This is a genomic window from Jeotgalibaca arthritidis, from assembly GCF_011100465.1.
In the GTDB taxonomy this organism is placed as follows: Bacteria; Bacillota; Bacilli; order Lactobacillales; family Aerococcaceae; genus Jeotgalibaca; species Jeotgalibaca arthritidis.
In genome coordinates this window covers 1,006,712-1,029,014 of sequence record NZ_CP049740.1, presented here as the reverse complement: position 1 = coordinate 1,029,014, position 22,303 = coordinate 1,006,712, and the positions used below count along the sequence as shown (strand labels likewise).

Below are 22,303 nucleotides of genomic sequence, written 5' to 3'. Positions count from 1 at the left end.
TAAATTAGGGTGGTAACACGGAATCAATCCGTCCCTTTGTCTTACGATTAGTAGGACAAAGGGACGGATTTTTTATTTTCTAAAAATAGGAGGTCGGATGAATGACAATCAACAGTTTCATTGAACGGTATCAAAAAGAAAGACGTCATACCCAGTCATTAAAATGGGATGCATTGGATAAACGGTTTGGTAATGCGGAGTTACTACCACTTTGGGTAGCTGATATGGAATTTCAGGCGCCTGAAGTAGTCGTTCAGGAATTGTTTGAACGGGTGAGTCATGGTGTTTTTGGTTATTCTTTACCTCATAAAGCCTATTTTTTAGCTTTTTCAAATTGGCAAAAAAAAAGGCATAATATCAATTTAAAAGAAGAATGGTTACGTTATTCAAATGGGGTTGTTCAATCACTCTATCATTTGATCCAGTGTTTTTCTAATGAAGGTGAAGGTGTGTTAATCCAGCCGCCTGTTTATTACCCCTTTTTTAATGCTGTAAAAGATACTAATCGGAAATTGGTATTATCACCTTTGATAAATGATAACGGGGCTTACAGCGTCGATTTAACTGCTTTAGAAGAAGTACTAAAGAAGGAACAACCGAAATTATTTATATTGTGTTCGCCTCATAATCCTGTTGGTCGTATTTGGAAGGAATCCGAGCTTGAAGGCATGTTGGCTTTGTGCGAGCGTTACGATGTTATTGTGATTGCAGATGAAATTCACCAAGACTTTGAATTTTCTGCTCATCCTTTTAAATCGGTATTGTCTATTGAGGAGGAGCGATTTCACAATCGTTTAATTGTTTGTAACGCGCCGTCTAAAAGTTTTAATTTAGCATCCTTGCTTCACTCTCATATCATTATTCCAGATCAAGAACTAAGAGAACAATTTGATCAAAAAATGATTCGTTATCAGCAAACTGAGGTTAACTTATTAGGTCAAGTGGCAGGAGAAGCTGCTTATCGCGGTGGTGAGGAGTGGTTTGATTCATTGCTAACGGTCATTCGGTCGAACGATTTGTTAGTCCGAGAAGCATTAGCTGAGTTTCCACAACTTATTGTATCTGATTTAGAAGGAACGTACTTACTTTGGATTGATTTACGAGCCATTATTCCTAAAGATAAAGTTAAAGATATTGTTCAAGAAAAAGCAAAGCTAGCAGTTGATTATGGCGAATGGTTCTCTGAAGACTATTTAGGCTTTATACGTCTTAATCTAGCTACAACACCAGATAGAATCACACTTGCATTAGAACAGCTTACAAACGCTATTAGGACCTTTAAGGAGGAAAATAAATGAGTCACTTTAATACTTTTCTAGCCCAACTAGGCAACCATTCGGATCCTGCAACAGGAGCAATCAGCCCGCCTATTCATTTGTCTTCAACCTTTGCCCATCCTGGCTTAGGACAAAGTACAGGTTATGACTATAGCCGTACTTGCAATCCAACACGGGATATTTTAGAAGAAGGACTGGCGACTTTAGAAGGTGGTAGTGCTGCTGTTGCGACAAGTTCAGGTATGAGTGCGATCCAACTTGTTTTTCAGTTATTTGATGTAGGGAGTCATTTTTTAGTGTCGCGAGACTTATATGGGGGCAGCTTCCGCTACTTTAATGAATTAGAAGCTAAAGGTATAGCGAGCTTCTCTTATTTTGCAACGGAAGAAGAATTTACTCAGCAGTTAAACCAGCAAACCACTGCCGTATTCGTAGAGTCACCCACTAATCCACTTATGCAAGAAATTGACCTAGTTTCACTCAGCGAACAAGCGAAGGCATTAGGTGCTCGTGTAATCGTTGATAATACCTTCTTAACGCCATTGCGGCAACGGCCATTAGAGCTAGGTGCAGATATTGTTGTTCATTCTGGAACCAAGTATCTAACAGGTCATAACGATATTTTAGCAGGCGTTGTTGTGACTAGTGATTCGCAAATAGGTGAAAAGTTGAAATGGTTAGCGAATACAACTGGTCCAACTTTATCGGCGTTTGATTGTTGGCTCTTTATTAGAAGTTTAAAAACGTTGCCGCTTCGTTTAGATAAACAAGAAAAGAATGCTAAGGCAATTGTATCGGCTTTGAAAACTTTCTCTCAAGTGAAAGAGGTTCTTTATCCAGGAAAAGGTGCGATGATTAGTGTTCGTCTTCATGATGCTGAACAAGTTCCATCAATTCTAGCAGGTGTAAAACTATTTACCTTTGCTGAGAGTTTGGGTGGGGTAGAAAGTTTAATTACCTATCCGACTAGCCAAACACATGCGGATGTTCCAAAAGACTTAAGAGAATCGTATGGGTTAACGCCAGATTTAGTCCGACTATCAGTTGGTATTGAAGATGAGAATGATTTGATCGCGGATTTAAAGGCTGTATTAGATTAGAGGAGAAGTAAGTGGGCGTCCACTTACTTCTTTTTGTTCGCCTATTTTATAAATTAGCGGTATTGTTAGCATAAAGAAGTAAGGAGTACTTTTATGAGAAAACTGATAATGGTCGTAGCACTAGGTCTATTGGCGTCTTGTAGTCATGCAGATTCGAATGATAGCAGTAGCGAAAGCAGCCAACACTATTCATCGCAAGAAATGATAGAAAGCAGTGAGCCAACGGAGGTTGATGTAGCAGAAGCCATCCTTCAGGAGATGACATTAGAAGAAAAAGTTGGTCAGATGTTTTTAGTTCGTTTGCCTGATGAAGGCATGCTCGAGTTGGTTGAATCTAACAGTATTGGAGGCTAAATTTGGTTTGCAAAAGATTTTTCAGAGAAAACACCCGAACAAGTCCAAGATGACATTAATCGTCTTCAACAAATGAGTGAGATTCCTCTTTTTCAAGCGGTTGATGAGGAAGGTGGTAGTGTGACTCGGATTAGTCAGTTTCCTCAGTTTCGTGAGCAAGCCTTTCCTGCACCAAGTGTGGCCTTTACAGAGGGTAGTTGGGAAGATGTAGAGCAAATTGAAAGAGACAAAGCACTGCTACTTGCTTCGCTGGGATTTAATTTAAATTTAGCACCGGTAGCGGATATTCCTATTTCTCAGGATGATTTTATTTATGAGCGCGCATTTTCAACAGATCCCCTTGAGGTTTCTCAGTATGTCGAAACGGAAGTGAGAATAAGCCAAGAAGAAAAGGTAGGAAGTGTGCTAAAACATTTTCCAGGTTATGGCGATAATGTTGATACTCATACAGGGGTCGCTTATGATAATCGAGCCTTGGATAATTTTTATGACCGTGATTTCTTACCTTTTCAAGCAGGAGTTGCCCAAGATGTTGCAGCAATTTTAGTCTCGCATAATGTTGTGACGGCTATTGATGAGCGCTTACCTGCCTCCTTATCGCCGGCAGTGATTGATTTGTTGAGGAATGATTTAGCCTTTAACGGCATTATTATGACGGATGATTTAGTGATGGAAGGTGTGCAGCAATTTTTGGAGCCAGAAGAGGCGGCTGTCCAAGCTGTTTTAGCCGGGAATGATGTGTTAATCAGTTCAGAAGTCACCATTCAAAGAGAGGCTGTTTTAGCAGCTGTAGCAGAAGGACGTCTCTCTGAGGAACGAATTAACGAATCGGTCTTGCGTATTTTGAAAATTAAATTACAATTAGAATTAATTGACTGATGTTGTGGTATAATGACGGTCAAATTAACTAGGTTAAAAAGCGAGGAGAAAACATGAAAGCAATTATTACGGTTACAGGAAAAGACCATAAGGGAATTGTGGCAAGCGTGAGCGCAAAACTATCAGAAGTAGAAGTAAATATTTTAGATATTTCTCAAACACTGATGGAAGAGTATTTTACAATGATTTTACTTTGTGATTTTTCGGAATCGCCACACAGTATTCCAGAAGTTCAACAACAAATGAAAGAAGTCGAAGAAAGAGAGCAGCTTGTGATTCGCATTCAATCTGAAGATATTTTTAATGCGATGCACAGCTTATAAGCAGGTGATATGATGAACCGTCAAGAAAACATTTTAGAAACAATTCAAATGATTGCGGAAGACAAACTTGATATTCGGACAGTAACAATGGGAATTTCTTTACTTGACTGTGCGGATTCTGATGGTGTGAAAGCACGAGAAAAAATTTACAAAAAAATCACGACCTATGCGAAAGATTTAGTAAAAGTAGCAACTGAAATTGAACAAGATTTAGGTATTCCAATTATTAACAAACGAATTTCTGTGACGCCAATCGCTTTAGTTGCTGGTGCTTCTGATGACACAGACTATGTGGCATTTGCAAAGACACTTGATCAAGCTGCTAAGGAAGTCGGTGTGGACTTTATTGGTGGATTCAGTGCGCTTGTCGAAAAAGGCTACACAAAAGGCGACCGAATTTTAATTGATTCGATTCCACAAGCTTTGGCTGAAACATCAGTGGTTTGTTCATCCGTAAATATTGGTTCGACTAAAGCAGGAATTAACATGGATGCTGTTAAGCAAATGGGACAAGTGATTAAAGATACAGCTGAACTAACGGCAGATACAGATGGCCTAGGCGCAGCGAAATTGGTTGTCTTTGCTAACGCTGTTGATGATAACCCATTCATGGCTGGAGCCTTCCATGGTGTAGGTGAGGCAGATGTTGTCATTCACGTTGGTGTTAGTGGACCAGGAGTAGTGAAACGTTCGCTTGAAAAAGTAAAAGGAGAGCCGTTTGACGTGGTTGCTGAAACCATTAAAAAAGCTGCCTTTAAAATTACGCGTATGGGACAACTCGTTGGAACAATGGCTGCTGAAAAGCTAGATGTACCATTTGGTATTGTAGATTTATCATTAGCCCCAACACCAGCAGTTGGTGATTCTGTTGCTTATATCTTACAAGAAATGGGTGTTGAACGTGTGGGAACACATGGAACAACAGCAGCTTTAGCTGTTTTGAATGATGCCGTTAAAAAAGGCGGGTTGATGGCTTGTGGACATGTTGGTGGTTTATCCGGTTCATTTATTCCTGTCTCTGAAGATATCGGAATGATTGAGGCAGTTGAATTAGGCGCGATTACCATTGACAAGCTAGAAGCTATGACAGCCATTTGTTCAGTTGGATTAGATATGGTTGCTGTACCAGGTAAAACGACTGCTTCTACATTGTCAGCATTAATTGCCGATGAAGCTGCTATCGGGATTATGAATCACAAAACAACTGCGGTTCGTTTGATTCCTGTTCCAGGTATGGATGTTGGTGATGAAGTTGAATTCGGTGGTCTACTAGGACGCGCACCAATTCTTGGTGTGAGTGAATTCTCATCCTTTGATCTAATTGAACGTGGCGGAAGAATACCAGCACCACTTCATTCATTTAAAAATTAATAAAAGAGTAGCAAAACCTAATAGAAATAGGTTTTGCTACTCTTTTTAATTTAGCGTGACTTTAATTTGTGAAGCAGTGTTGGCGCTAATTCGTTTTTGATGGCCAGTATCATCTTCTAGTAAAAAGTCGCCTTCGTAATCTTCAATCTCGACTAAGTAATAGTGGTCATGAAGGGTGATTTTTTTACGTAGTAAATAATTTAAAAAAGCAGGGTTATCAGAAACTTCTGTAATGGTAAAGGCTGTTCCAGCCTCTATTTCATTTAGAGGTAAAGCTGTTGAGTGAGTTACGTGCCCCTCAGAATTAGGAATAAACTCCCCATGAGGATCCATCGTTGGAAAGCCTAAAAATTCATCTAATCGTTCAATTAAAAAATCAGAAGAAGCGTGTTCCAACAAATCTGCATCTTCATGCACTTGATTCCAGTTGTAACCCAATTTTTCATGGAGGAAAACTTCCCATAATCGGTGCTTACGAATTAATTTATTTGTTTCTTTTAATCCAATCTCAGTAATTTCAATGCCTTTATAAGGAATGTAATGAATATAACCATCTTCCATTAATTTTAATGCCATATCGGTAATGGCTGCGGAAGAGATTTTTAGCTCATTTGCTAAATCCTTGTTATTGACGCGACGTTCTCCACCACCAAGTTTAACAATTGCTTTCAAAAAATCTCCTTTACTTGGAGTCATATTGCCATTCCTCTCATCCATAATCTATATCTATTAGTATACGGATTAATTCAAAATAGGGCAATAAAAGTTTGTCGACAAATCCATAAGGTTGACTTAATTATAAGTTTAAGTATACTTAAACTTATAATTAAACATAACTAGGGGTTGTCTATAAATGAAAAAAATAACAATCTTTCTATTAGGAATTAGCCTGTTTTTAGCAGGCTGCCAGCAGAATGAAGCAACAAGTCAAGAAGAGAGCGGAAAATTAAAAGTGGTTGCCACAACTACTATGCTAACAGACTTAATCAACCAAATTGGTGGCGATGCGATTGAGGTAGAAGGTTTAATGGGGCCAGGAATTGATCCTCATGGCTATCAAGCCTCATCGTCGGATGTTAATAAGCTAATGTCAGCAGATGTGGTTGCCTTTAACGGTCTACATTTAGAAGGTAAGCTAGGTGAAGTGTTCGAGAATTTAGAAAAACAAGGAAAAACACTATTTGTTTTAGAGGACGCTATTGCTGATGAACACTTACTTTTGTCAGAAGATGGTGCAGTAGATCCTCATATTTGGTTCAGTATTGAGAATTGGCAGTTAGCAGCAGATTACATCACCAATCAGTTAAGTGAAGCTGACCCTGATAATGAAGCCTTCTATCGTAGCAACCATGAGAGCTATAAAGAGGAACTTATAAACTTAGAAGCCTATGTGACTGAACGTATTAGCGAATTGACTGTAGACCAACGTTATTTAGTAACGGCTCATGATGCCTTTCGTTATTTCGGTGAATCCTTTGATTTTGAAGTCGTTGGTTTACAAGGCATTAATACACAAACAGAAGCCGGAACAGCTGATGTGAGTGCGTTGGCTCAGTTTATAACAGAAAAGGAAATTAAAGCTTTATTTATTGAAAGTTCTGTTTCAACGCGGACGATTGAGGCCCTACAAGAAGCGGTTAGAACGAGAGGTTGGGAAGTTGAAATTGGTGGCGAGCTATTTTCAGATGCATTAGGTGACTCTTCTCAAGATGCTGAAACCTATGTGAAGATGTTCCGCCGTAACATCGATACGATTGTGGATGGTTTAAAATAAAGGGGACGAAACAAATGACAGATATTATGACGTTAAATCATGTGACAGTGGCATATGATGCTAAAGCTGTTTTATGGGATATTCAAGTAAGCTTTAAAAAGGGCGCTTTGACGGCTGTGATTGGTCCCAACGGTGCTGGCAAGTCAACGATGATGAAAGCCATGCTGGACTTAGTTAAACCATTAAATGGTGACATTGACTATCATCTAGCTGACCAGCCAGAAAAATATAAAGCAGTGAAAAAGAAAATTGCTTATGTGCCACAAAATACCAGTGTTGATTGGGATTTTCCAGCGACTGTTTTGGATGTCGTTGTGATGGGTCGCTATGGCCATCTAGGTTGGTTGAAACGTCCGACTAAGAAAGACTTTGAGCTGGCAAAAGAAATGCTAGTGAAGGTAGGCATGCCTACTTTTGCTAATCGCCAAATTAGTCAACTCTCTGGAGGACAACGACAACGGGTCTTTTTGGCACGCGCACTTGCGCAAGAGGCAGAGATTTATTTAATGGATGAGCCATTTGCAGGAGTCGACCAAAAGACAGAAAAAATTATTATGGATTTGTTGAAAGAATTAAAAGAAGCCGGTAAATCAATTATTGTAGTTCATCACGACCTACAAACCGTTGAAGACTACTTTGATGAGGTTATTTTTGTAAACCGTCACATTGTGGCGAGTGGACCAGTCGAGACTGTTTTTACAAAGGAAGCCATTGAAGAAACCTACCGTGTCGACCATAACTTAGGAGAAGAGGGTGGTTTAAATGATACAGTCATTGAGTGACTTGTTCCTTGACCATACTTTTCAAGTTGTCGCACTAGGAACAGCTTTTCTAGGGCTGTTGAGTGGCGTAGTTGGAACATTAGCAACATTAAAGCAGGAAAGTTTATTAGGAGATGTGCTGAGCCATTCTGCTCTGCCAGGGATTGGGATTGCTTTTATCTTATTATCTAAAAAAAATCTGATTATCATGTTAATAGGCGCTGCATTAGCAGGCGGACTGGCGACCGTTTTGATTAACTGGATGAAGAAAAAAAGTATCATTAAAGGTGATAGTGCTATGTCACTGATTTTATCAAGCTTTTTTGGTTTGGGATTAGTGTTAATGACTTATATTCAACGTCAGCCAAATGGCCACCAAGCTGGATTAGAGAATTTTATTTATGGACAAGCATCTGCTATGTTGATGAGAGACATCAAATTGTCTGTTGTGATTGCGAGTGTTTTTCTTATTATATTGGTCTTATTTTGGAAAGAGATTAAGGTGTTTATTTTTGATCCGACATTTGCGCATACGATGGGATTTTCTGCAGTCTTTTTAAATGGACTTGTGTCGCTGATGATTGTGGTGACAATTGTAATTGGCTTAGAATCAGTAGGGGTTGTTTTAATGAGTAGCCTCCTCATTGCACCGTCAATTGCCGCACGCCAATGGTCTGACCGCATGGGAGTCGTTGCTGTTTTGGCAGGGATCTTTGGTTTTCTATCAGGATTAATTGGCTCATTTATTAGCTCTATTGGGGCTAGAATTCCAACCGGGCCGACCATTGTCTTAGTTGCTAGCTTATTTGTCTTAGTCAGTTTATTAGTGGCACCTAAACGCGGGCTACTGGCGCGCTTTTTCAATCAGCGCAAACACAAAAATAAGCTATTAGAGGCAGCAAAAGCGTTAGAAAATGGGGAAGGGGGAGCTATATAATGACCATGATGACTGAAATTATGTTCGTTGCAATGATCGTATCTGTTGGCTGTACATTGCCGGGTGTTTTCTTAGTGCTTAGAGGGATGACTATGCTATCAGATGCTATTACCCATTCGGTTTTACTGGGTATCGTTTTAGCCTTCTTCGTTACTCAAGACTTGAGTTCGCCCATGTTGTTCATAGGCGCCGTCTTAATTGGAATTGTCACAGTGTGGCTAACCGAAGCTCTTCAAAAAACCGATTTAATGAAGAAGGATGCTGCCATTGGTTTGGTTTATCCTTTGTTCTTTAGTATCGCGATCATCCTCATTAGCCGCTACGCTGGTTATGTTCATTTGGATGTTGATAGCGTCATGATGGGAGAAATAGGCTTTACACCCTTTACCCGTTTTAGCCTATTTGGTCTCGATTTAGGACCACAGGCCTTATGGATTAACTTATTCATCTTACTTTTAAATGCATTACTGATTGTTATTTTTTATAAAGAGTTGCAGGTGTCGACTTTCCATCCAGCTTATGCCGCCGCATTAGGATTTTCACCAACCCTTATCCATTATGGCTTGATGACGTCTGTTTCGGTTACGGCAGTCGGTGCCTATGATTCAGTCGGTTCTATTTTAGTTGTTGGCTTTATGGTTGGTCCAGCAGTGACTGCATATTTACATACCAAAACCTTGAAAAAAATGATTGGATTAACTATAGTCATTGCTATTTTTAATAGTTTAGTTGGCGTCTATCTAGCGTTTCAGTTTGATGTCGCTATTGCGGGCATGATTGCCCTTGTAACTGGGGTAACTGCCTTTATCAGTTTCCTGCTTAAGTTAGCTAAGCAAAGGCTGTTAGCTTATATTTAGAAAAACCTGTCGAGTGAAGCGGAAAAATGCGCTCACTCGACAGGTTTTATGCTAAAAGTGTCGACTGGCCTAAAATAATCGGCCTACTCGACACTTTTTTCGCTTTTTATGTCGAGTCGACCAAAAAAGTAGGGTCCACTCGACATTTCGGCCTCATTTATAGAGTATTATTCAATCGTAAACTGAAAAGAATGGTCCGAGTAGCTGTCGCCATAGTAAGTTCGCTCGATAAAAGTAACATGATTAGCATAATCAACTAAAATAAGCGTTGTTGATCGGGTACCAAATGCGTCCGTTTTAATAAAGGGAGCTGAAACCGCACGCTTCATCTCTAAGGGGATATTGCTTAGATAATCCAACTGGCTGTCAGCAGCGGGTTTTTGATCCATCATCATAGCGAATAGCTGATTAATAGTCTTGTCGTTCGTTTTGGCTAAATCCGCTCGCGTTCGCTCAACTTTTGGCCAAGGGGTATTTAAGCTAGCATTGCTAACGCTATGGATGCCGTCGTGCAAAAGCTGAATCTGATTGTCTAAAGAATTTAAGTGATAAAGATGGTCAACGCTGCCCAAAATAACATTGAAGGGCTGGTAGTTGGCTGTCTTTTCTTGTATCTTACTGAGATAAGATTCAGCCGAATCGTCTGTTAGCAAATAGTCAGTCATAATCGAACCCCGTGATAACTTAGAGGGGTCTGGGCTGAATTGATTGTCTTGGTGGCAGTTTGTAATAGCTGCTAGCTTACCTTGTTTAGTTATCCCAAGCCAAGTGCCATTTGCCAGTAAGTCTTTTCCCGCTAACAAATGAGGGGCTTCTTCCCAAAATTGTGCATGAGCAGTTGGTCTGGAATAGGCTTCATCGCGATTAGCAGCCAGTATTAATTTATATTGGGGATCTTGCGCAATTTTAAAGGTTATTAAGCACATCACATAACCGCCTTTCATTATTTGCTTCAGTATAACAAAAAAAGCTGAGAAGGCTCTCAGCTTTTTGCTTTTCGATGATAAAGGTAGCCGCCAGTAAAAATACAGCCGCATATTAATAAGAAGATAGGAACAAAGGTTGGGTTGGAAATAATCCCACCAATGACGATAATAGCTGAACCGATCATGCCAAGGATAGGAAATACTTTTCCAAAAATCGGGTTCGTAATCACACCGGCTTGGCTCATTTTAATCACCTTGTGATATAAGAAAATATAAGTGATGTAACTAAAAACAATCGCAATCTCGCTCACATCGCCACCAGATAAAATGGCTGTCTTTTGGCTAAGGTAGTGAACAAGCATCCAAACAAGGGAAATGCCTGCAGATGTTAGGGCAGCATAGGGTGATAACAAGGTGCGCTTATCAATTAGTTTAATACGCTGACTATTCGGAATCATTCCTTTTTCAGCTAAAGCTTGTGGTAAGCGAAGGTTCCCCAATACTAACCCGTTAACAACTCCTAAAACAGCAATTAAAATAAAGATGAGAATCAATGAACCACCATATGGGCCGAATAGCATCGTTCCAACATGATAGATGGTTGCATCTTGGTGCTGTAAAATATAGTCAGGTCCAACAATAGCGACCATACCAAGGAAATAAGCCACGTAAACAGCTAATACAATTAGCGGTCCAATTGTTAATGCAATCGGCATCGTTCGTTTCGCATTTTTCACTTCATGGGTAATGCTAGTTGAAACCGCCCAACCATCGAATGAAAAGGCAATTGGCGCTAAAGCAGCTAACCACCCCCAGCCAATGTTTTGAGCTGGCACCGTTAATATTTCAGTTGTTTCCGGTAAAGGCGCACGCCAGAAAAAGCCGATGATCCCTATTCCAATCAAAGGAATGAGTTTGGTAATGGTAGCCATGTTTTGGAAAATACCGCCTAAACGCAAGGAGAAGTAGTTCAGAAAATGGAAGGCAATTAAATAGAACGTTCCGATTCCTACTTGAACTTCTAGCGTGTTAGGAAAATGAAATAACATAACCGTATAAATACCTGCTACCCAGCTGACAACAACCGCAATGGAAGGATAATAAGCAAACATTTGAAACCAACCAAATGCAGCAGCTGCTTTAGGTGAAATAAAGGTTTCAAAGTAAGCGACAATCCCGCCAGACCGATCTGTCTGAGCGGCCAGTTGCGAGAGTGTAATATTCCCAAAAATGACACAACAAGCACCGATAAAGAAGACCAGAATGCTTAAACCGACATTTCCGCCGGCGTATCCTAAAATATCGTCCGCCTTAAAGAAAATGCCTGAACCGATACAAATACCAACTATCATTGAGACAGCAGTACCTAGTCCGTAATGTTTCTTCTCTGTTTTCAAAATAATAACTCCAATCTAACCGTCATATTTGCCCTACCGATTGTACTATAAATAATAGACTTTGTGCCAAGTATTTTACTTTCTAAAAATAAGTGATATACTATACAATGTTCGAAGTAGAATTATTCAATTTGGAGGTAACAGTATGCAAACACATGTTATTGATTTACTAAAAAAACGCCGTTCAATTTATAATCTAGGAAAAAATGTCTCACTTTCTGATGACGATATTTCAACGCTAGTAAAAGAAGCAGTTAAGGAAAGTCCTACGTCATTTAATTCTCAATCTTCTCGGGTTGTTGTTTTATTCGGCGATGCGCATAATAAATTATGGGATATCACTGAAAATCAATTGCGTGGACAAGTTCCTGATGAAGAAGCATTTAAAGGAACGCAAGAGAAGCTAAATACATTCCGTGCAGGTTACGGAACAGTTTTATTCTTCGAGGACCAAGCAGTTGTTGAAGGATTACAAGAACAGTTTGCCTTATATGCAGAAAATTTCCCAATTTGGTCTGAGCAAAGTTCAGGTATTGCCAGCATGAATGTATGGGCAGCATTTACTGATAACAATATCGGTGCAAGCTTACAACACTACAACCCGCTGATTGATGCAGATGTTCAAAAAGAATGGGATCTGCCAACAAGTTGGAAACTACGTGGCCAAATGCCATTTGGTTCGATTGAAACACTTCCAGCAGAAAAATCATACATGGATGACCAAGAAAGATTCCGCGTATTTAAATAATAGTGAACGAAGAGATGCGATTAAAAAATCGCATCTTTTTTTGTAGAAAAAGCTTGTAATCGCCTTGGTTTTAGAGTATGTTAGAAAACATAACATAAGATGTAAAGAAAGTTTTGACTGATGTTACATTGTGCTTTATCCTAATACAGTATTCACAATTAAACGACATTAAAGCAACTAAATACAACTTTATGGCATTTTTTTATAAGCGGAGGTGGGTTCATGAAAGAAAAAGAATTACGTCGTTCGATGGCTGTGTTTACAATTGGAACTGTCATGAAGTTAACGGATCTAACAGCGCGTCAAATTCGTTATTATGAAGAGCAACAGCTCGTGCAGCCGCAGCGCACAGAAACAAATCGGCGGATGTACTCGCTTAGTGACATTGATCGTCTTTTAGAAATAAAAGATTATTTGTCAGAGGGCTTGAACATTACTGCGATTCGTCGCATTTATCAAGAAAATAGAGAAAGTACGAATCGAAGCCAAGGTGAACAAGAACATCACTTAACAGACGAAGATGTACGCCGTATTCTCTATAAAGAAATTCTTGATGCCAGTGGGTTTAACTCATTGGATAAGACTAAATGGAAACGATAAAAAAACTAGGATAAAGAAGGAATGAAAAATGACAAAGTATACGCGGGAAGATATTGTAAGAATGGCAGAAGAAGAAAACGTCCGATTCTTACGCTTAATGTTCACAGATATTTTAGGAACGATTAAAAACGTTGAAGTGCCAATCAGCCAATTAAAAAAAGTATTGGACAATAAAATGATGTTTGATGGATCTTCTATTGAAGGATTTGTTCGTATTGAAGAGAGCGATATGTATCTTCATCCAGACCTAGACACTTGGTTAGTATTCCCATGGGAAATTAAACAAGGCAAAATTGCGCGCTTAATCTGTGATGTCTATCAACCAAATGGTCAACCATTCGCTGGAGACCCCCGCAGTAACTTGAAACGTATTTTAAAAGAAATGCGTGATTTAGGATTCACCGAATTTAATTTGGGACCTGAACCAGAGTTCTTCTTATTTAAACTAGATGAAAATGGTAAACCGACAATGGATCTTAATGACGAAGGTGGCTACTTTGACTTAGCACCGACAGATTTAGGAGAAAACTGCCGTCGCGATATCGTTTTAGAACTAGAAGCATTAGGTTTTGAAATTGAGGCAAGTCATCACGAAGCAGCGACTGGCCAACATGAGATTGATTGGAAGTACGCAGATGCTGTTGAAGCCTGTGATAATATTCAAACATTCAAATTGATCGTAAAAACAGTCGCACGTAAACATGGTCTTTATGCAACATTTATGCCGAAACCCGTTTATGGTATTGCAGGATCAGGTATGCACTGTAACATGTCTTTATTTACAGAAGAAGGTAATGCATTTTATGAAGAGTCTGACAGATGTGGTTTGAGTGAAACAGCATATCAATTCCTAGCAGGATTATTGAAACATGCATCAGGTTACACCGCAATTTGTAACCCGATTATCAATTCATACAAACGCTTAGTTCCAGGCTTTGAAGCACCGGTTTATATTGCTTGGAGCACACACAACCGTTCGCCACTGATTCGTATTCCAGAATCAAGAGGCCTATCAACACGTGTTGAGTTACGAAGCGTTGACCCATCAACTAACCCATACCTAGCCCTAGCAGTATTATTGGCATCAGGTTTGGATGGCATTAAAAACAAACTGGTTGCGCCGGCACCAATTGATCGCAATATCTATGTGATGAATAAAGAGGAGCGTTATGCTAACGACATTCATGATCTGCCAACGAACTTGGAAGATGCCTTGCTTGAATTACAAAAAGATGAACTTGTCCTAGAAGCATTAGGAGAGCACATCAGTAGAAGCTTCCTTGAAGCAAAAGAAATCGAAGTAGCAACTTACTTGTCACAAGTAACCGATTGGGAATTGAAACAATATCTAAGTGCCTACTAAAACATAAACAGGAGGAGTCTAGGACTTCTCCTGTTTATTTGTGCCTGAATCCAGAGGTTCATCGTTAAAAACGACCTTGAAGCTCTTAAAAAGTATTAAATTCAGAGGTTCAGTGCTAAAAACGGCCTCGAACCTCTTAAAAAACAAAAAATCCAGAGCTTCAGTCTGAATTTAGACTGTGAAGCTCTGGATTTTATCATCCAATCGTTAAAAATAAAATAGCTGCGACGATTAGGGCATAAGAAAGGCGCTCTAAGTTCTTTTTCTTATTTGGGTCAATCTCGATGCCAGCGCGTTGTTGTTTAATAATCCATAAATTAATGGCTAAACTACAAAGTGAAATTAAAATAGCTGTTAGGTATTTATTCATGATGTTACCTCTCTTTCTGTTAATTAAGAACCATATCAATATGGGGAATGTCGTCTTCTAAATACACATCAGATTGCTCTTGAAAGCCAAATGACTCGTAAAATTGTTTTAAATAGGCTTGAGCTGAAATATGGATAGGTAAACGAGGATATTCAGCTTGAAGGACATCGATGGCTTCTCGAACTAAGGCTTTTCCTAAGCCAGATTTACGATAATTGATATGAACGAGGATACGACCGATGCGAACGCAATCAGAATCTGTGATTAAACGGGCATAGGCAGTCAGCTGTTCATTATCCATCTGAAATAAGTGCTGACAGTTTAAGTCGGTATCATCAACTTCTTGATAAGGGCAATTTTGCTCAACAACAAATACTTGTGTCCGCAACTTATAAATAGCATGCAGTTCACGAGTTGTTAAGTTATCAAATGATTTTAAAGTCCACATAAGACCTCCTGATAATTCGAAATATAATTAATTATAACAAAAAAGCTTGATAAGCTGTAGACTTATCAAGCTTTTCTTATACTGTTAAATATTAATGACCCAATCGAGTTCTGCCATCGGAACTAATGAAAGATTAATTGCTAGCTCGTAGCATCTCTCATCAAAATCCTCTACAGAAAATGGACCTTCTACAACTTCTTTATGACGATTAATAATATAGTATTCATTATGTTCTTTGCGTTCTTTTTCAAGAATCACAAAGTCATCGTTCCAGTTTAAGCTAATAAAATAACCCGGTATATTTCCTGTAGGATAGCGATACGAATCAGGCAAATGGAAAAGATTCCGACCCGAAGCACATTGACGTAAAAATAAATCGTCATTTACTGGGATTTTATATTTTACAGCTCTAGCCAGTTGCGTAAACAAAAGACTCCTCTCCATTGCTTCACCACCTTTTAAGGATAAAACCACTTTTGTAAAGCGGTTACATCATTGATATAGATGTAAGTATACCTGCTTTCAAAAAGAAAGTACAGAGATATTTTTAAAATGATTAAACTTAATATGTTTGTAATGATTAAGCTATTAAATAGCAATCAATGTCTCACAAAAATTGTTTTATTTTAGTCCTATACCAATGAATTGAGTAGCAACACAATCCTTCTTCGTTTAATCTTATTAGCAAATGGGCTTTGTTTTACATCTCGTCATTTTTTAATTACAATGAAGATAAGGAAGCCCTTTCTTTTTTTAGGGGCTTCGGATAAGGGAAGAAGTTAACTGAAGGAGGAATTAGAATGAAGCAACTCATTAAATTTCCAAACGAAGAACTATTAGCTGCACAAGGACCATTCGTTACCATCTATCAGTCAGTCGAACTCACACTACCGAACGCTGAAGCAGAGCAGGTGAAATTTAAAAACCAGCTCAAAAAGGCGCAGACTCAAGTAAAAAATGAATGTCTGGGTGATGATTGTGACGGCTTACTTCATCAGTTGGACCAAGCTCCTAATGATAAGAAGTTTTGGTCTATTAAGAAAGGAAGCGTGGCCTTTTTCTTCACACCAAAAGAGACCTTCTACTACCGTTTGCAAACACCGGTGAAGGATTTAATTGAATTTGGTGATCGGCCAACGATTTTACCTATTATTGAAGAATTCCAATATATTGAAAATTATTATTTACTCTGCTTAAGTAATCGTGAAATGAGCTTATACCGCGGAGCACTCGACCAAATTGAGCGTGTCGAATTACCAGATGATGCTCCTACAACGTTAGAAATTGCGCTCGGCGAAGAATTGACACGAAGCCAGCAATTAAATGCAGGCGGCGGTGGTTCCGGTATGATTCACGGCACTAATGAAAAGAGTGACGAATTAGATATTGATCAGGAGAATTACTATCGTGCCGTTGATAAATATGTGTTTGAACATTTTTCAAGAGATGAGCAATTACCACTTGTACTATTTGCTCTAACTGAAAACCAAGCTGTTTTTAGACAATTATCCAAGAATTCGTATTTACGTGACAATAAAATTGAAGCTTCTCCGGCACAATTAGATGAAAAAGCCATTCAAAAAGAAGCAGCTAAACTCATTAGTGACTTGATGACACAACGTCATAGCGAAACCATTCGCCGTTACGAAGAAACAACGCCACAATATAAACTAGGCGATCAGTACCAAGATTTAACTAGCGCAAGTTTAGAAGGGCGCATCGAATCCTTATTTATCGAAAAAGATGTGGAGATAAAAGGAAGTATCGATGAGAATGGCCGATTGGGTTACGAAGGAAATGAAAACTTCCTAAACCAACTCGCGCTCAATGTGTTAGCAACCAATGGTAAAGTCTATGTTTTAGACCGTGCGAAGATGCCAGGATTAAAAGATGTCGCTGCCATTTTGCGTTATTAAAAAAATAAACAAAAGTTGAACAGTTGATTCTAGTATCACAAAAAAGTTAGTTTTTAAGGAGTGGAGAAATCCACTCCTTTTTGTGTTGAAATGCGGGGAATGTTTCTGGCTAAGCATTCAATATGAATTATCGCTCATTTGAATGAAATTTCATGTTAGTTTTTGTTGACTTATTTTTATACACTTGTTATTCTTTTTTATGTCGACAAATCGTAATCATTACGATTTAAAATAACCGGAATAATATTTAGGTGGAGATTAGATGATAAAAGAATTTAAATTATTAGCTAGAGGCTTGGTCTTTTCAGTTTTGTTAGCTGGATGCGGTACACAGCTAACAGATTCAGTAGAAAAAGAAATAGAGATTGGAGGGCTGGCGAAACATTATCATACAGGCGATGAAGTAACGTTAACAGCATCGTTAGACACTGTATCGAATGAGAATCGGTGGGCTTGGTTTATTCGTGAGGAAGAAGGGGAATGGCAAAAAGTTGTAGGGCTCACAACAGAAGTGTTTTCTCGTGAAGCGACGATAGATGAGTTAGAAGTTAAAGCTGCACTCCTAGATAATAATGAAAAAATTGTTCTCGAATCAAAAACTGTCAAAGTAAGTGTTGATGACCATCACGGAAGCGATGAGGACACCAGTCGAATTTATAACGGCTTTTTCTACAACACGGAGGTTGCTGATCGTACATTAAAGGATTGGGAAGGTGAATGGCAATCCGTTTATCCCTATTTAGAAAAGGGTGCTCTAGACCCTGTGTTTGAGGCCAAATCATCTAAAAGTGACACAATGAATTTTGATGAGTATAAAGAATACTATGAAGTTGGTTATGTCACGGATATTGAACATATTTCTATTCAAAATGATACGGTTAGCTTTACAGATATAAGCGGTGAAACAACAACTGCTGATTACATCTATGACGGATTTGAAATTCTGGTCTATGAGAAAGGTAATCGTGGTGTACGATTTACTTACAAAAAAGAAAGTGGTGATACAGCGATGCCTCAGTATATTCAATTCAGTGATCATATTATTTCTCCAGAGAAATCAGGCCATTATCACCTATACTGGGGGGATGATCGCATGCAACTATTAGAGGAAGTAACGCATTGGCCAACATTTTATCCTGCTGAGTATGGAGAAGAAGAGATAGTCAGAGATATGTTAGCTCACTAAAAAAGAATAAAGAGTAAATCTGAGTAGAACTATAATGCCCCTCAAAATTATAATTTTGAGGGGCATTATAGTTAATGAGCGTTTGGCGTTTTTTTTGTGTAGAAATCAATTTCCGTTGATAGAACCTCATATAGCTTAGGATCTTCAAACAATTCGAGTAGGCTTAGACCTTTTTCCAAATAAAAATCAGACTTTTTATAGGTTAGTAAGCGAAGTGCAATGCCTTTTCGAATATAGGCAAAAGCCAGTAGATAATAATTCTTTTCATCTTTCAGCCGTTTAATCACTGTATCTAGCATTTTATTGGCGACTTTGTACTGCTTGTTACGAATTAAAAGGAGGGCAAGATTGATTTGAATATTATTGAGTAAGACCTTTCCCTCACGAGAACTGTATTCTTCAAGAATACCAACTGTTTTTTCCGAAATGTTAATCGCTGTTTCAATGGGGAAAATAAATAATATGGTATTAATGAGACGAATCTCCATTAAAAACCAACGATCAAATTTCTCCAATCGCTTCCATACTTTATTGGCAAAAATAACGGCTTGATCATAATCACGATTTTCATTAATGAGAATGAGAGCTTCACAAATATAAAAAATATCTTGTAAAACGTAGTCTTTATGGCTGTTTAGATAGCGCTTGATGCGTGAACGGATCAATACTAAGTCAGCACTGTTATTGTAATTAAGTAGGAAAAAATCGTTAATAATCTTGTCACGGTCAGTTTGTGAATGGTCGTTCGACAAGTAATTAAACTCTTCTGGACTTACATCCAGTCGTTTTAATAGCGCCATAAATTTAGAATAAGTCGGTTCTACCTCACCACGTTCGATTTTTGAATAAGTAGACTGACTAATAATGCCTTCGGTGACAAATTTTTGAGTATATTTTTTACTCATACGAATTTTTTTCAATGTTTCGCCGGATGTCGGCTTATCAAAAGCTGGTTTAATCATGTTTTTTAGCCAACCTCCCTAAAAAATATTCATATATGACTATTTGGTAAGAAAACTAAACTTTTGTATTATAATAGGTGTACATCAAGAATCCCCCAAAAAAAGGAGGAAGCTTTAATATGAAAAAATTTGTTAATAAAGGCAAACGTTTCATCATGTTGGCAAGTGCACTAGCGTTGGTTGCATCTCCGTTTTTGATTAATGTAGCGTCTACTTTAGGTGATGCATGGTTAATTGGTGGGGTCTGATTAGTCAGACCATCGATAATGGCAATGATCGATAATTAAAAGAAGCAGCCTCCCCACTAACAGAAACATTCATGGCAAAATGCAAAAGTGGGAAGGTGCTTTCAGTTCTATTTTAACTGATATCAATTAAAAACAAAAGATTAAAGGAGAGATTAAATTGAGCGCAGAATACAAAGAACTAAACCAATTAGAAGTCCAATCTCTCTGTGACTATATTGAGAGTATCGCTTCTATTGAACAAGACTTAAAAACAACCATTGACGACATTAATACGAAACTACGTGAACTGATTAAATGCGGCTACTACAATCGAGTGAGTATAACCTTCCGCACCCGTGTTTACGAAACTATTTTATTTTATCAAGAGAGTATTTGTGATTTATCTGCAATCTCAAAAGATATGCAAGAACGCGTGACGCCGCTTCATTTCGAGACACTAAAGACAATTGCGAAAACAGCAAATAACTTAAATACGTCTCTTCGTTTCAATTGGAAGACCGATTCATATCCCGATGACTTCTCTGAGCAACGCTTTTTAGTGTTAGCCCAAGTATATAAAGATTGCGCGACAATGTTTACAAGCCTTGAAAATTTAGAAAGTATAGCAGAAAAGGCAGAAGACTATCTAACAGAATAAAACAAGAGAAAGATCAAGCTAGCTTGGTCTTTTTCTATGCTGTTAATTGCTAGGTTTAGGAGGACAGTGATAGAATAGAGGGACTATGAAAAAGAGTGGAGGATATACGATGCAATCTTTTATTCAAGATAAACATAAACAAGATGCCATTGAAGCATTGAAAACGATTATTTCTTACCCATCTTATTTACAAGAAGACCCAAGTGGTGAAACACCATTTGGTAAAGATATTCAAGACGTCCTTGAAAAAACCTTAGACATTTGCCAAGGATTAGGATTCCGTACGCACTTAGATCCAGAAGGTTATTATGGCTATGCAGAATTTGGCCAAGGTGAAGAGCTATTAGCAGTGCTTTGCCATTTAGATGTTGTACCGCCGGGAAATCCTGAATTGTGGCACAGTGGGCCATTTGAAGCAGTTGTTAAAGATGGTTTTATTATTGGCCGAGGTACGCAAGATGACAAAGGGCCGTCTATTGCAGCATTATATGCAATGAAGGCCTTAATGGATGCAGACGTGACATTTAATAAACGTGTTCGCTTTATTTTCGGAGTCGATGAAGAGAATTTATGGCGTTGTTTGAGTAAATATAATGAAAACGAAGAGAAAGCAACGATGGGATTTGCTCCTGATGCGACCTTCCCAGTGACTTACGCCGAAAAAGGTCTATTACAAGTGAAACTTCATAGCAAACAAGCCTCTGCTTATACACTAAAAGCGGGCGAAGCGATGAACGTTGTGCCAGAAGAAGCGACTTATGAAGGCGAATGGGCAGACCAACTTGCACCATACTTAGAAGCGGCAGGCACAGACTTTGTTCAAGATGGCCAAAAACTAACGGTAAAAGGGAAATCTGTTCACAGTAAAAATGCACCAAACGGCATCAATGCCATTGTTAAGTTAGCAGACGCTTTAAAAGAAGTGGATCAATCACCAGCATTAACGTTCTTGAGTGAAGCAGTTCAACATGATGCACGCGGATTGGCTATTTTTGGCGAGCTTCAAGATGATGTATCGGGTGTTCTAACTTGTAATGCAGCGACACTAGCAATTGGCACAGATGAAACAGTTATCGGTATCGACATTCGCTACCCTGTCACAATTGAAAAAGATCTGATTGTTAATCACTTACAAGCAGCAGCTGACAAATATGGTTTAGAATACGAAGAATATGATTTCTTACGCGCTCTTTATGTACCATTAGAAATGCCATTAGTGCAAACATTGATGTCTGTTTACCAAGAAAAAACAGGTGATATGCGTGAAGCTATGGTTTCTGGCGGCGCAACTTATGCCCGTACGATGGAAAACTGTGTTGCTTTCGGAGCACAAATGCCCCATGCTGAGGCAACTCTTCATGGACCAAATGAACGTATGGCATTGGAAGATATCTATACAGCGATGGCTATTTACGCAGAAGCAATTTACCGTTTAGTAACACAATAAGAAGTCACTTTAACTGAGGTGTGGCATAATGAAAACAAGAGTGTATACGTTAAAGATTCTTACTCAAAGCTTTATTGAGGGCATGGGAGATAGGAGTTTTACTTTTACAGAATATATTTTAATTGGTGAATTATCGCCCTTCATCTGCAATGATGAATTGATTATAGATGAGAAGCTTGAGAAAGTGATTAAAGAAAAGGTCGAGCAAGACTATCTAAATGCTGAAAATAACAATCTGAGAGAGTTGTTTGTCAAAATTGTTGACTACGAAGATTTTTATGAAAATATCGTTATTGACGATTTAATTGTTATTATGCAGCGTCACTATATGTTCGATCCTGCAATCACTTTAGAATCTTTTTTAGAAAAGTATGACATTGGATCAGACATTAATTAATATCAAAAAAAGCGACATTACTCTT

General features: G+C 38.5%; 26 protein-coding genes and 1 other annotated feature (1 of these 27 only partly in view). Of the genes, 19 read left to right on the top strand and 7 right to left on the bottom strand.

Annotated elements, in window-relative coordinates; translation table 11 throughout:
- Positions 1-39: a binding site (T-box leader), on the top strand; it begins 194 nt to the left of the window's first position.
- 62 nt (positions 40-101) lie between these two features.
- The 6 genes from G7057_RS05160 to G7057_RS05135 all read left to right on the top strand — a co-directional run bounded on the left by G7057_RS05160 (position 102) and on the right by G7057_RS05135 (position 5,304).
- A complete protein-coding gene (locus tag G7057_RS05160) occupies positions 102-1,298 on the top strand; it encodes a MalY/PatB family protein (protein WP_166161845.1) in 1,197 nt (398 codons plus the stop codon).
- The gene (locus G7057_RS05155; RefSeq protein WP_166161843.1) at positions 1,295-2,377 is read left to right on the top strand and encodes a PLP-dependent transferase; all 1,083 of its coding nucleotides are present in this window, start codon (positions 1,295-1,297) and stop codon (positions 2,375-2,377) included. Before G7057_RS05160 ends, G7057_RS05155 begins: the two co-directional genes overlap by 4 nt.
- Before the next feature lie 93 nt (positions 2,378-2,470).
- Complete coding sequence (locus tag G7057_RS05150; protein WP_166161841.1) at positions 2,471-2,731, top strand: hypothetical protein; 261 nt, start codon at positions 2,471-2,473, stop codon at positions 2,729-2,731.
- Positions 2,732-3,610: a glycoside hydrolase family 3 protein gene (locus G7057_RS05145; RefSeq protein WP_227004692.1), complete on the top strand. Its 879-nt coding sequence runs from the start codon at positions 2,732-2,734 to the stop codon at positions 3,608-3,610.
- A gap of 53 nt (positions 3,611-3,663) precedes the next feature.
- Positions 3,664-3,933: an ACT domain-containing protein gene (locus G7057_RS05140; RefSeq protein ID WP_076767922.1), complete on the top strand. Its 270-nt coding sequence runs from the start codon at positions 3,664-3,666 to the stop codon at positions 3,931-3,933.
- Positions 3,934-3,945: 12 nt separating this feature from the next.
- Positions 3,946-5,304, top strand: coding sequence for a PFL family protein (locus G7057_RS05135; protein WP_166161839.1), 1,359 nt, complete (start codon positions 3,946-3,948; stop codon positions 5,302-5,304).
- A gap of 45 nt (positions 5,305-5,349) precedes the next feature.
- Here the strand turns inward: G7057_RS05135 and G7057_RS05130 are convergent, their stop codons facing one another.
- Positions 5,350-6,000 carry a metal-dependent transcriptional regulator gene (locus tag G7057_RS05130; protein WP_166161837.1) on the bottom strand — a complete coding sequence of 217 codons (651 nt, stop codon included), beginning with the start codon at positions 5,998-6,000 and terminating at the stop codon, positions 5,350-5,352.
- A gap of 157 nt (positions 6,001-6,157) precedes the next feature.
- On the opposite strand from G7057_RS05130, the gene G7057_RS05125 reads away from it, so the two are divergent.
- Genes G7057_RS05125 through G7057_RS05110 form a run of 4 tightly spaced genes read left to right on the top strand, consistent with a single transcriptional unit; the run spans position 6,158 to position 9,633 of the window.
- On the top strand, positions 6,158-7,078 hold the full coding sequence (locus G7057_RS05125) for a metal ABC transporter solute-binding protein, Zn/Mn family (protein ID WP_166161835.1): 921 nt from the start codon (positions 6,158-6,160) through the stop codon (positions 7,076-7,078).
- A 14-nt stretch (positions 7,079-7,092) separates the two neighbouring features.
- Positions 7,093-7,860, top strand: a complete 768-nt coding sequence (locus tag G7057_RS05120) for a metal ABC transporter ATP-binding protein (protein WP_166161833.1) — start codon at positions 7,093-7,095, stop codon at positions 7,858-7,860.
- Positions 7,841-8,776, top strand: a complete 936-nt coding sequence (locus tag G7057_RS05115; RefSeq protein WP_166161831.1) for a metal ABC transporter permease — start codon at positions 7,841-7,843, stop codon at positions 8,774-8,776. Before G7057_RS05120 ends, G7057_RS05115 begins: the two co-directional genes overlap by 20 nt.
- Positions 8,776-9,633 carry a metal ABC transporter permease gene (locus tag G7057_RS05110; RefSeq protein WP_166161829.1) on the top strand — a complete coding sequence of 286 codons (858 nt, stop codon included), beginning with the start codon at positions 8,776-8,778 and terminating at the stop codon, positions 9,631-9,633. Before G7057_RS05115 ends, G7057_RS05110 begins: the two co-directional genes overlap by 1 nt.
- 167 nt (positions 9,634-9,800) lie before the next feature.
- Here the strand turns inward: G7057_RS05110 and G7057_RS05105 are convergent, their stop codons facing one another.
- The gene (locus G7057_RS05105; protein ID WP_166161827.1) at positions 9,801-10,559 is read right to left on the bottom strand and encodes an NRDE family protein; all 759 of its coding nucleotides are present in this window, start codon (positions 10,557-10,559) and stop codon (positions 9,801-9,803) included.
- A gap of 56 nt (positions 10,560-10,615) precedes the next feature.
- Positions 10,616-11,956: an APC family permease gene (locus G7057_RS05100; protein ID WP_166161825.1), complete on the bottom strand. Its 1,341-nt coding sequence runs from the start codon at positions 11,954-11,956 to the stop codon at positions 10,616-10,618.
- Positions 11,957-12,101: 145 nt separating this feature from the next.
- Here G7057_RS05100 and G7057_RS05095 point away from each other — a divergent pair, with 145 nt between their 5' ends.
- The 3 genes from G7057_RS05095 (at position 12,102) to glnA (ending at position 14,667) form a co-directional block, all read left to right on the top strand.
- Positions 12,102-12,704 carry a nitroreductase family protein gene (locus tag G7057_RS05095; RefSeq protein WP_076767942.1) on the top strand — a complete coding sequence of 201 codons (603 nt, stop codon included), beginning with the start codon at positions 12,102-12,104 and terminating at the stop codon, positions 12,702-12,704.
- Positions 12,705-12,926: 222 nt separating this feature from the next.
- Positions 12,927-13,304 (top strand): MerR family transcriptional regulator, encoded by a 378-nt coding sequence (locus G7057_RS05090; protein ID WP_166161823.1) that lies wholly within the window; start codon positions 12,927-12,929, stop codon positions 13,302-13,304.
- Between the two features lie 28 nt (positions 13,305-13,332).
- Entirely contained in the window at positions 13,333-14,667 is a 1,335-nt protein-coding gene (glnA, locus tag G7057_RS05085; RefSeq protein WP_076767946.1) for a type I glutamate--ammonia ligase, read from the top strand.
- Between the two features lie 196 nt (positions 14,668-14,863).
- On the opposite strand, the gene G7057_RS05080 is transcribed toward glnA, so the two are convergent.
- The 3 genes from G7057_RS05080 to G7057_RS05070 all read right to left on the bottom strand — a co-directional run bounded on the left by G7057_RS05080 (position 14,864) and on the right by G7057_RS05070 (position 15,929).
- The gene (locus tag G7057_RS05080; protein WP_166161821.1) at positions 14,864-15,037 is read right to left on the bottom strand and encodes a hypothetical protein; all 174 of its coding nucleotides are present in this window, start codon (positions 15,035-15,037) and stop codon (positions 14,864-14,866) included.
- Between the two features lie 19 nt (positions 15,038-15,056).
- On the bottom strand, positions 15,057-15,485 hold the full coding sequence (locus tag G7057_RS05075) for a GNAT family N-acetyltransferase (RefSeq protein ID WP_076767948.1): 429 nt from the start codon (positions 15,483-15,485) through the stop codon (positions 15,057-15,059).
- 84 nt (positions 15,486-15,569) lie between these two features.
- Positions 15,570-15,929 (bottom strand): hypothetical protein, encoded by a 360-nt coding sequence (locus tag G7057_RS05070; RefSeq protein WP_166161819.1) that lies wholly within the window; start codon positions 15,927-15,929, stop codon positions 15,570-15,572.
- A gap of 356 nt (positions 15,930-16,285) precedes the next feature.
- Between G7057_RS05070 and G7057_RS05065 the strand changes: the two genes are divergently transcribed.
- Together G7057_RS05065 and G7057_RS05060 are read left to right on the top strand one after the other, a co-directional pair.
- Positions 16,286-17,401 (top strand): baeRF6 domain-containing protein, encoded by a 1,116-nt coding sequence (locus tag G7057_RS05065; RefSeq protein WP_166161817.1) that lies wholly within the window; start codon positions 16,286-16,288, stop codon positions 17,399-17,401.
- Positions 17,402-17,663: 262 nt separating this feature from the next.
- Positions 17,664-18,587, top strand: coding sequence for a ZinT family metal-binding protein (locus G7057_RS05060; protein WP_166161815.1), 924 nt, complete (start codon positions 17,664-17,666; stop codon positions 18,585-18,587).
- Positions 18,588-18,658: 71 nt separating this feature from the next.
- Here the strand turns inward: G7057_RS05060 and G7057_RS05055 are convergent, their stop codons facing one another.
- The gene (locus tag G7057_RS05055; RefSeq protein ID WP_166161813.1) at positions 18,659-19,549 is read right to left on the bottom strand and encodes a helix-turn-helix domain-containing protein; all 891 of its coding nucleotides are present in this window, start codon (positions 19,547-19,549) and stop codon (positions 18,659-18,661) included.
- A gap of 119 nt (positions 19,550-19,668) precedes the next feature.
- On the opposite strand from G7057_RS05055, the gene G7057_RS11930 reads away from it, so the two are divergent.
- From G7057_RS11930 to G7057_RS05040, 4 genes are all read left to right on the top strand, one after another.
- Positions 19,669-19,797: a hypothetical protein gene (locus tag G7057_RS11930; protein ID WP_264372189.1), complete on the top strand. Its 129-nt coding sequence runs from the start codon at positions 19,669-19,671 to the stop codon at positions 19,795-19,797.
- Between the two features lie 157 nt (positions 19,798-19,954).
- Complete coding sequence (locus G7057_RS05050) at positions 19,955-20,434, top strand: hypothetical protein (RefSeq protein ID WP_166161811.1); 480 nt, start codon at positions 19,955-19,957, stop codon at positions 20,432-20,434.
- 109 nt (positions 20,435-20,543) lie between these two features.
- Positions 20,544-21,881, top strand: coding sequence for a M20 family metallopeptidase (locus tag G7057_RS05045; RefSeq protein WP_166161809.1), 1,338 nt, complete (start codon positions 20,544-20,546; stop codon positions 21,879-21,881).
- Between the two features lie 28 nt (positions 21,882-21,909).
- Entirely contained in the window at positions 21,910-22,278 is a 369-nt protein-coding gene (locus tag G7057_RS05040) for a hypothetical protein (RefSeq protein ID WP_166161807.1), read from the top strand.
- The last annotated feature ends 25 nt before the right edge of the window (positions 22,279-22,303 follow it).

What these genes read in the sequence shown, in the direction of transcription:
- G7057_RS05155 (WP_166161843.1), top strand. Translation starts at nt 1,295, where the DNA reads ATGAGTCACTTTAATACTTTTCTAGCCCAACTAGGCAACCATTCGGAT.
- G7057_RS05055 (WP_166161813.1), bottom strand. Translation starts at nt 19,549, where the DNA reads ATGATTAAACCAGCTTTTGATAAGCCGACATCCGGCGAAACATTGAAA.
- G7057_RS05110 (WP_166161829.1), top strand. Translation starts at nt 8,776, where the DNA reads ATGACCATGATGACTGAAATTATGTTCGTTGCAATGATCGTATCTGTT.
- G7057_RS05120 (WP_166161833.1), top strand. Translation starts at nt 7,093, where the DNA reads ATGACAGATATTATGACGTTAAATCATGTGACAGTGGCATATGATGCT.
- G7057_RS05135 (WP_166161839.1), top strand. Translation starts at nt 3,946, where the DNA reads ATGAACCGTCAAGAAAACATTTTAGAAACAATTCAAATGATTGCGGAA.
- G7057_RS05125 (WP_166161835.1), top strand. Translation starts at nt 6,158, where the DNA reads ATGAAAAAAATAACAATCTTTCTATTAGGAATTAGCCTGTTTTTAGCA.
- G7057_RS05150 (WP_166161841.1), top strand. Translation starts at nt 2,471, where the DNA reads ATGAGAAAACTGATAATGGTCGTAGCACTAGGTCTATTGGCGTCTTGT.
- G7057_RS05115 (WP_166161831.1), top strand. Translation starts at nt 7,841, where the DNA reads ATGATACAGTCATTGAGTGACTTGTTCCTTGACCATACTTTTCAAGTT.
- G7057_RS05040 (WP_166161807.1), top strand. Translation starts at nt 21,910, where the DNA reads ATGAAAACAAGAGTGTATACGTTAAAGATTCTTACTCAAAGCTTTATT.
- G7057_RS05075 (WP_076767948.1), bottom strand. Translation starts at nt 15,485, where the DNA reads ATGTGGACTTTAAAATCATTTGATAACTTAACAACTCGTGAACTGCAT.
- G7057_RS05070 (WP_166161819.1), bottom strand. Translation starts at nt 15,929, where the DNA reads ATGGAGAGGAGTCTTTTGTTTACGCAACTGGCTAGAGCTGTAAAATAT.
- G7057_RS05045 (WP_166161809.1), top strand. Translation starts at nt 20,544, where the DNA reads ATGCAATCTTTTATTCAAGATAAACATAAACAAGATGCCATTGAAGCA.
- G7057_RS05130 (WP_166161837.1), bottom strand. Translation starts at nt 6,000, where the DNA reads ATGACTCCAAGTAAAGGAGATTTTTTGAAAGCAATTGTTAAACTTGGT.
- G7057_RS05105 (WP_166161827.1), bottom strand. Translation starts at nt 10,559, where the DNA reads ATGTGCTTAATAACCTTTAAAATTGCGCAAGATCCCCAATATAAATTA.
- G7057_RS05095 (WP_076767942.1), top strand. Translation starts at nt 12,102, where the DNA reads ATGCAAACACATGTTATTGATTTACTAAAAAAACGCCGTTCAATTTAT.
- G7057_RS05160 (WP_166161845.1), top strand. Translation starts at nt 102, where the DNA reads ATGACAATCAACAGTTTCATTGAACGGTATCAAAAAGAAAGACGTCAT.
- glnA (WP_076767946.1), top strand. Translation starts at nt 13,333, where the DNA reads ATGACAAAGTATACGCGGGAAGATATTGTAAGAATGGCAGAAGAAGAA.
- G7057_RS05060 (WP_166161815.1), top strand. Translation starts at nt 17,664, where the DNA reads ATGATAAAAGAATTTAAATTATTAGCTAGAGGCTTGGTCTTTTCAGTT.
- G7057_RS05065 (WP_166161817.1), top strand. Translation starts at nt 16,286, where the DNA reads ATGAAGCAACTCATTAAATTTCCAAACGAAGAACTATTAGCTGCACAA.
- G7057_RS11930 (WP_264372189.1), top strand. Translation starts at nt 19,669, where the DNA reads ATGAAAAAATTTGTTAATAAAGGCAAACGTTTCATCATGTTGGCAAGT.
- G7057_RS05140 (WP_076767922.1), top strand. Translation starts at nt 3,664, where the DNA reads ATGAAAGCAATTATTACGGTTACAGGAAAAGACCATAAGGGAATTGTG.
- G7057_RS05090 (WP_166161823.1), top strand. Translation starts at nt 12,927, where the DNA reads ATGAAAGAAAAAGAATTACGTCGTTCGATGGCTGTGTTTACAATTGGA.
- G7057_RS05080 (WP_166161821.1), bottom strand. Translation starts at nt 15,037, where the DNA reads ATGAATAAATACCTAACAGCTATTTTAATTTCACTTTGTAGTTTAGCC.